Consider the following 6,870-nt stretch of genomic DNA (forward strand, 5'->3'; position numbering starts at 1 on the left):
GGCAGCGGGGCGACGGGAACGGACGGCGCGGGTGCGTCGGCGAGCGGCGCGGCGTACGCGCCCGCGGTCTCCGCGCCGGGCAGCCCGGCCCCGTAACTGCCCTGCTCGGCGCCCGGGGCCTGGTAGGCGGCCTGCACCGGCTGGGCGAGTACGGGCTGTGCCTCGGTCCAGGCACCCTGCGCGCCCGGCATGAAGAGGAGGTCGTCGTCCTCGGCCGGAGCTGCGGCGTACCCCTGGTACGGGTACGGGCCCGGCTGTGCCGCAGCCTGTGGCTGCCCCTCGGCCGGGCCCTTGCCGGTGTCCGTCATGCGTACCCCTCGCCCACGTGTCAGCTGTTTCGCTTGTCTCCGGTCGTACCGGCTTCCCGTGCCTTCCGGGACCTGCCGACGGCGGCCGGGTCCTTCCGTTGCTCACCGGCAGGCCGTTCGGCCTCCCACGGGGAGCAACGAGCGCACGCGCCCTGCGGCACGATGCGGGCAGAACCCTGCCGTCCCGGGGCATTCTCCCGGTCCCGGCGCACTTATGACGGCCACTTTCCGCCACAGTCGGCTGTGGACTGCGCCACGTCGGCGCGCGCCCGTCCCGCAGGACCCCGGATCACGGGGCGGACCTGGGGTTTACGGGCCGGTTCGGGGTGCCGGGAGCAGCTCGCAAAGCTGTACGACGATCGGCCAGCCTACCCCGCTGGCTGTGGCCACTGGTTCACGGGGCGCGATCGGGACGGTGGGCGGAAAGGAGAAACACGACGGTACGTTCGGTTTCGGTCCACTCCCCCACATCGAGGGCGACGGACTGGAGCAGCGCGCACTCGACCGCGTAGCCGTGCTCGGCCAGGGTGCGGCCGAGGAGTTCGGCCTCGTCGCGGGTGCCCGCGTGGGTGACGATCGCGGCCGGACGGCGGTCCGCGACGGCCGAGACGACCGGCGCGCCGCCGCCCCCGACCCGTACGACGTCGGGCTCGGGAAGGTCTTCGAGTATGTGCGGGGCGCTGCCGTGCACGACCTGCACGCGCACGCCGAAGCGGCGGGCCGAGCCGGTGGTGCGGGCGCAGGCGTCCGGGTCCGCGTCGACGGCGAGCACCGCGGCCCCGAAGCGGGCGGCCTCGGCCGCGAAGGCGCCGGTCCCCGAGCCGATGTCCCACACGAGGTCGCCGGTACGGGGGCCGAGGCGGGCGAGCTGGGCGGCGCGCAGTTCGCGGGCCTCGCCCTCCAGGGGCGTCCCCGAGCCGTACTCGCCCGCCGGGAGGGCCCAGCCGCGGACGGGGCCGCCGGGGTCGCGCCCCGCGATCCAGCCGTTGTCGGTCCCGCCCGCCGTCGCGTTGCCGCCGATGACGATGACGACGTTGGGGTCGCGCCAGGCGTGGTCGGCGGCGCGGTCGGAGGTGACGACGGTGATGCGTTCGCGCGCGGTGCCGAGTTCCTCGCAGATGACGAAGGTGCGGTGCACGCCTTCGAGGAGCAGGCCGAGTTCGGCGGGTCCCGCGCCGGGCGAGGTGAGGACCGCGACCTTGGGGTGGGCGCGGCAGACGTTGACGGCGCGGCGCAGGGTGCGCGGGTGGGCGACGACGATCTCGGCGTCCTCCCAGGGCATCCCGGCGCGCGCGAAGGCGGAGGCGACGGCCGAGACGGCGGGCACGACCTCGACCTCCAGGCCGTGTTCGCCCGCGCGCAACGCGCGGACGACGCCGAAGAAGCCGGGGTCCCCGTCGGCGAGGACGACGGCGCTGCCCCGGTGCAGGGCGATGCGACGGGCCGCGAGGTGCACGCTGCCGAGCCGGATGCGCTCGGCGTCCGCCGGTACTTCGGGGAGCGCGAGGTGGTGGGCGGCCCCGGCCACGAGCGTCGCGGCGCCGAGCGCGGAGCGGGCCGCCTCGGTCAGCGGCGAACCGTCCCAGCCGATCACCGTGACCCGGTCGGCCATCTTCGTGAGTCTCCTGTGGTGTGCGCGGGGGCGGGGCCCGTGAGCGTGCGGGGCCGTACGGGCAGGGGGCAGCGTACCGGTCGCACGGGCGTGCGGGCAGGGGCGGCTCCGGGCGCCCGTGCCGGGGCGGCGGGTGTCCTGCCGGGGGCGACGGATGCCCGTACCGGGGCGGCGGGTGCCGGTGCCGGGGGCCGGGGACGCCCGTCGGGCCCGTATCCCCTCGCGGCGCCGTCAGTTCCAGTCGGCGTAGGCGCGGACCGGGCTGTGCCCGGTGCGGGTCTCCTCGTGCACGGCGGGGGCCTCGACGTCGTCGTCCAAGTCCTCGGGTAGCAGGCTCCAGACGATGAGGTCCGTGCGGTCGCGGCGCAGGACGCCGCTCTGGTCGCGGTGCCTGGCTATCCAGGCGCCGCGCAGGACGCCTTCGCTGATGCAGCCGATGCGCTGCGCGACCTGCTGTGCGGCCGTGTTGTCGGCGGCGGTGCGCAGTTCGACGCGGGCGAAGCGCCGGTCGGTGAAGAGCCAGTGCGCGACCGCGAGGGCCGCCTCGGCCGCGTATCCCTCGCCGCGCGCCCAGGAGGCGGTGACGCAGGAGAGTTCGGTGGCGCGCAGGTCCCAGTCGGTGCGGCTGAGCCGGATCGCGCCGACGAGGCGCTGGGTGAGGAACTCGGTGACGGCGAGGACGAGTCCTTCGCCGCCGAGCCGCGCTCCGGGAGCCCGGTGGGTGATCCAGTCGCGGGCGTGGGCACGCGTGAAGGGGTGCGGGTACGTCGTCCAGGCGGCGACGGGCTCGTCGTTCATCATGTCGGCCAGGGCGGCGGCGTCGTCGGCTTCGAAGGGGCGCAGGACCAGCCGCTCGGTGCTGAGGGAGACATCGGGGAAGAGGGAAGTCATGCGCCGCTCCGTGATGGTCGGGCCTGGTCGGTGTCTTCGGCGGCCCTCGGGGCAAGTCCTGGGGCCGCTGTGCCGGGTGGTCCAGCATGCAGCATGGGCCCCCGGGGGCGCACCACCGGGGCACGCGAAGGTCCCGGCGCACCCGAGGCGTGCTCGGGCGGCCGGGGCCGTACGCGCGGGGCGAGGGGCGGGCCGGCTCAGAAGGCCGGGATGACCGAGCCCTCGTACGTGTCCTCGATGAACTTCTTCACCTCGGGCGAGTGGAGGAGCTTGGCGAGCTTCTTGACGCGCGGGTCGCTCTCCTTGCCGTCCTTGACGACGAGGATGTTCGCGTAGGGGTTGTCCTTGGCCTTCTCCAGGACGAGGGCGTCCTTCGCGGGCTTGAGGCCGGTCTCGACCGCGTAGTTGCCGTTGACGACGGCGGCGTCGACGTCGTCGAGGGAGCGCGGGACCTGAGCGGCCTCCAGCTCCTTGAAGGAGATGTCCTTCGGGTTCTTCGCGATGTCCGAGGGGGTCGCGTCGTCCCCGGCGCCGGACTTGAGCGTGATGAGGCCGTTGCTTGCGAGGAGCTTGAGGGCGCGGGCCTCGTTGGTCGCGTCGTTGGGGACCGCGACGGTCGCGCCCTTCTTCAGCGCGCCGAGGCTCTTGACCTTGTGCGAGTAGGCGCCGAGCGGCTCCAGGTGCACGGCGGTCACGGGGACGAGGTCGGTGCCGTTCTTCTTGTTGAAGTCGTCCAGGTAGGGCTTGTGCTGGAAGAAGTTGGCGTCGACGGAACCGTCCTGCGTCGCGGTGTTGGGGGTCACGTAGTCGGTGACCTCCTTGACCTTGAGCTTGAGCCCGTCCTTCGCGGCCAGGTGGTCCTGGACGTACTTGAGGATGTCGGCGTGCGGGGTGGGGCTCGCGGCGACGACGAGCGCCTTGTCGCTGTCGCCCGAGCCGCCGCTGCCGGAGCCGGAGTCGTCGGAGCCGCAGGCGGCGAGGCCGAGGCCGAGGGCCCCCGCGACGGCGACGGCGGTGGCGATGCGGGTGGTACGGCGGGTGTGGTTACGCACGAAAAGTGCCTTTCTCGGTGGTGCTGCTCCCGGCGGGTGCGGGGAGGTGGTGCGGTGGTGGCTGGTGGGGCCGCGTGCTCAGGCGGCGTCGGCGGTGTCCCGTACCTCCGCCGTCCTGGCGGGAGTACGGGGGCGCAGGAAGCGGAGCGCGGGTACGGGGCCGCCGCGTCCGCCCCGGTCGTGGAGGGCGCGGGCCGTGAAGTCGCCGAGGAACTGGATGACGGAGATGACGACGGCGAGGATCGCGACGGTCACCCACATCAGCCCGGTCTCGAAGCGCTGGAAGCCCTCGCGGATCGCGATGTCACCGAGGCCGCCCGCGCCGACGGTGCCCGCCATCGCGGAGTAGCCGATGAGCGTGACGATTGTGGTGGTGGCGCTGGAGACGAGCGAGGGCAGCGACTCGGGGACGAGGACCTTGCGGACGACGGCCCACGTCGTGCCGCCCATCGACTGCACGGCCTCGACGAGCCCGTGGTCGACCTCGCGCACCGCCGTCTCGACGAGGCGCGCGTAGAAGGGGATGGCGCCGATGGCGAGCGGCACGATGGCGGCCTCGCGGCCGATCGTGGTGCCGGTGAGCCAGCGCGTGAAGCCCATGAGGGCGACCATGAGGATGATGAACGGCATCGAGCGGGCGATGTTGACGAGCTGTCCGAGCACCTTGGAGAGCACGGCGTTCCGGAGCAGCCCGCCGCGCGCGGTGAGCACGAGCAGGACGCCGATGGGCAGGCCGAGGGCGACGGCGATGAGCGTCGACCAGCCGACCATGTAGAGGGTGTCCCAGCTCGCCTGGCTGAGCAGCGGTCGCATCTCGGACCAGGTCATCGGCCCGCCTCCTGCTTCTCGGTCGTCGTGGTCGCCGGGCCGGGGGGCGCGGCGTCGAAGGACGTGGCATCGGGGCGTACGGGCTCGACCTGGAGCCCCTGTTCGCGCAGGAAGCCGATGGGCACGACGTTCTCCTCGTACCGTCCGGGCAGTTCGATGCGCATCCGGCCGACCTGGCGGCCCGCGACGGTGTCCATCGCGGCGCCGAGGATCGAGATGTCGATGTTGTACGTACGGGAGAGCTGCGAGATCACCGGGCGGCTCGCCGAGTCGCCGTGGAAGGTGACGTCGATGACCGTGCGGGCGGGGCCGCTGCCTTCGCCGCTCACCGGGAAGAGCGCGGCGGCGAGCGCGGAGCGCGGCGTCGCGAGGAGTTCGTCGAGCGTCCCCGACTCGGTGACACGGCCCTTCTCCATGAGCGCCGCCGAGTCGCACACGGTCTTGACGACGTCCATCTCGTGGGTGATGAGGAGGACGGTGAGGCCGAGTTCGCGGTTGAGGGAGCGCAGGAGTTCGAGGACCGAGCGGGTCGTCTCGGGGTCGAGGGCGCTGGTGGCCTCGTCGGAGAGGAGGACCTTCGGGTCGCCGGCGAGGGCGCGGGCGATGCCGACGCGCTGCTTCTGGCCGCCGGAGAGCTGGGCGGGGTAGGCGCTCGCCTTGTCGCCGAGGCCGACGAGTTCGAGCAGTTCACCCGCCTTCGCGGCCCGCGCGCGGCGGCTGTGCCCGAGGATTTCGAGCGGCAGCTCGACGTTGTCCCGTACCGTGCGCGAGGAGAGCAGGTTGAAGTGCTGGAAGACCATGCCGATACGGCTGCGGGCGGCGCGCAGTTCGCGGCTCGCGCGGCTGCCCCGGCCCTGGAGCGCGGTGAGGTCCTGGCCGTCGACGAGGACGGTGCCGGAGGTGGGGCGCTCCAGCATGTTGACGCAGCGGATGAGGGAGGACTTACCGGCGCCGCTCTGGCCGATGACGCCGAAGACCTCCCCCTCGCGTACGTGCAGGTCGACGCCGTCGAGCGCGGTGACGTCACGGCCGCCCGACCGGTAGACCTTGGTGAGGTCCTGGGTGGTGATCACGGGGGTGTCCCTGGGATGTCGAGTGCGCGGCGGCGTTCACCGGCACGGGAAAGTGCCGTGCGCGGGGCACGGGCCGAGGGGGGCGGGACCTGTCGCCGCTTCCGGGTCCGCGCAGGCCGGGGCCGTGGGGCGGCGGGGGTTCAGGTCCGGGGCAGGCGCGGCACGCACCCGGTCAGGGGGTGCGGCCTCGCGGTACTGCCGGTCTCGCTTCGGGGCGCGAGGCGGGGACCCTCAGAAGGCACACATTCGACACATGCGGCGAGCACCGGGCGTCAGGTTCGCCTCGGTCGCTGGGATGCGTGCGCTCGTCGTGGTCATGACGTCAGTTAACCAGACGAGCGGAGGCCACTCCTCCGCTTGTCCGCGTCGCGGACTCCTGCCGTCCAGTACCCGGACGGCGCCGCGCGGCTCAGTCCTCGGTCACGATCTCCAGGAAATCGTCGCTGACCTGCACGGACACCGCCGAGAGGTCGGGCACGAGGGCGTCGGCGGACAGCTCCGCGCGGGGGTACGTTGTGGCCAATGCCACGGTCCGCATCCCGGCCGCCTGGGCGGAGCGCAGCCCCACGGGGGCGTCCTCGAAGACGACGCAGTCCCCGGGCGCGAAGCCGAGCTTCGCGGCGCCGAGCAGGTAGGGCTCGGGGTCCGGCTTGCCTCGTGTGATGTCGTCGGCGGCGACGAGGGTACGGGGGTGCAGGCCGAGGCCCGAGAGGCGGGCGCGGGCGAGCCTGCGGGTCGCCGAGGTGACGACGGCCCAGCGCTCGGCGGGGAGCCCGGCGAGCAGGGCGACGGTGCCGGGCAGCGCCTCGGTGCCCTCGGCGTCGGCGACCTCCAGGTCCTCGATCCGTCGCGTCGCCTCCGCCACCTTCTCCGGGGGCAGCAGGTCGGCGACGATCTCGGCGGACGGGCGCCCGTGCAGCTCGATCCGCGCGAAGTCGGCCTCGGTCACCCCGTACTCGACGGCCCATCGGGTCCAGCAACGGCGCACGGAGCGGAGCGAGGACATGAGGGTGCCGTCGTTGTCGAAGAGGAGGGCGCGGGCCTGGAGCTTCATGGTGGCGAGCCTAATCGCGGGGGCGGGAGGGCGCGGGGTGGGGCGGGCTGAG

Annotated in this window: 7 protein-coding genes; all 7 read right to left on the minus strand. The window is 73.5% G+C overall.

Annotated elements, in window-relative coordinates:
• On the minus strand, positions 1–308 hold a 308-nt coding region (locus G3I42_RS34960; protein ID WP_164291675.1), incomplete at its 3' end, for a hypothetical protein.
• Between the two features lie 394 nt (positions 309–702).
• On the minus strand, positions 703–1,920 hold the full coding sequence (gene cbiE, locus G3I42_RS34965) for a precorrin-6y C5,15-methyltransferase (decarboxylating) subunit CbiE (protein ID WP_164291676.1): 1,218 nt from the start codon (positions 1,918–1,920) through the stop codon (positions 703–705).
• A 231-nt stretch (positions 1,921–2,151) separates the two neighbouring features.
• On the minus strand, positions 2,152–2,811 hold the full coding sequence (locus tag G3I42_RS34970) for a GNAT family N-acetyltransferase (RefSeq protein WP_164291677.1): 660 nt from the start codon (positions 2,809–2,811) through the stop codon (positions 2,152–2,154).
• A 197-nt stretch (positions 2,812–3,008) separates the two neighbouring features.
• Positions 3,009–3,863 (minus strand): MetQ/NlpA family ABC transporter substrate-binding protein, encoded by an 855-nt coding sequence (locus G3I42_RS34975; protein WP_164291678.1) that lies wholly within the window; start codon positions 3,861–3,863, stop codon positions 3,009–3,011.
• Between the two features lie 78 nt (positions 3,864–3,941).
• Positions 3,942–4,691: a methionine ABC transporter permease gene (locus G3I42_RS34980; RefSeq protein ID WP_164291679.1), complete on the minus strand. Its 750-nt coding sequence runs from the start codon at positions 4,689–4,691 to the stop codon at positions 3,942–3,944.
• A complete protein-coding gene (locus G3I42_RS34985) occupies positions 4,688–5,764 on the minus strand; it encodes an ATP-binding cassette domain-containing protein (protein WP_164291680.1) in 1,077 nt (358 codons plus the stop codon). Before G3I42_RS34985 ends, G3I42_RS34980 begins: the two co-directional genes overlap by 4 nt.
• Positions 5,765–6,173: 409 nt before the next feature.
• Complete coding sequence (locus G3I42_RS34990) at positions 6,174–6,818, minus strand: HAD family hydrolase (RefSeq protein WP_164291681.1); 645 nt, start codon at positions 6,816–6,818, stop codon at positions 6,174–6,176.
• Positions 6,819–6,870: the final 52 nt, after the last annotated feature.

It is taken from the genome of Streptomyces sp. SID11385 (assembly GCF_010548245.1).
Taxonomy (GTDB): domain Bacteria; phylum Actinomycetota; class Actinomycetes; order Streptomycetales; family Streptomycetaceae; genus Streptomyces.

What these genes read in the sequence shown, in the direction of transcription:
- G3I42_RS34990 (WP_164291681.1), bottom strand. Translation starts at nt 6,818, where the DNA reads ATGAAGCTCCAGGCCCGCGCCCTCCTCTTCGACAACGACGGCACCCTC.
- G3I42_RS34980 (WP_164291679.1), bottom strand. Translation starts at nt 4,691, where the DNA reads ATGACCTGGTCCGAGATGCGACCGCTGCTCAGCCAGGCGAGCTGGGAC.
- G3I42_RS34970 (WP_164291677.1), bottom strand. Translation starts at nt 2,811, where the DNA reads ATGACTTCCCTCTTCCCCGATGTCTCCCTCAGCACCGAGCGGCTGGTC.
- cbiE (WP_164291676.1), bottom strand. Translation starts at nt 1,920, where the DNA reads ATGGCCGACCGGGTCACGGTGATCGGCTGGGACGGTTCGCCGCTGACC.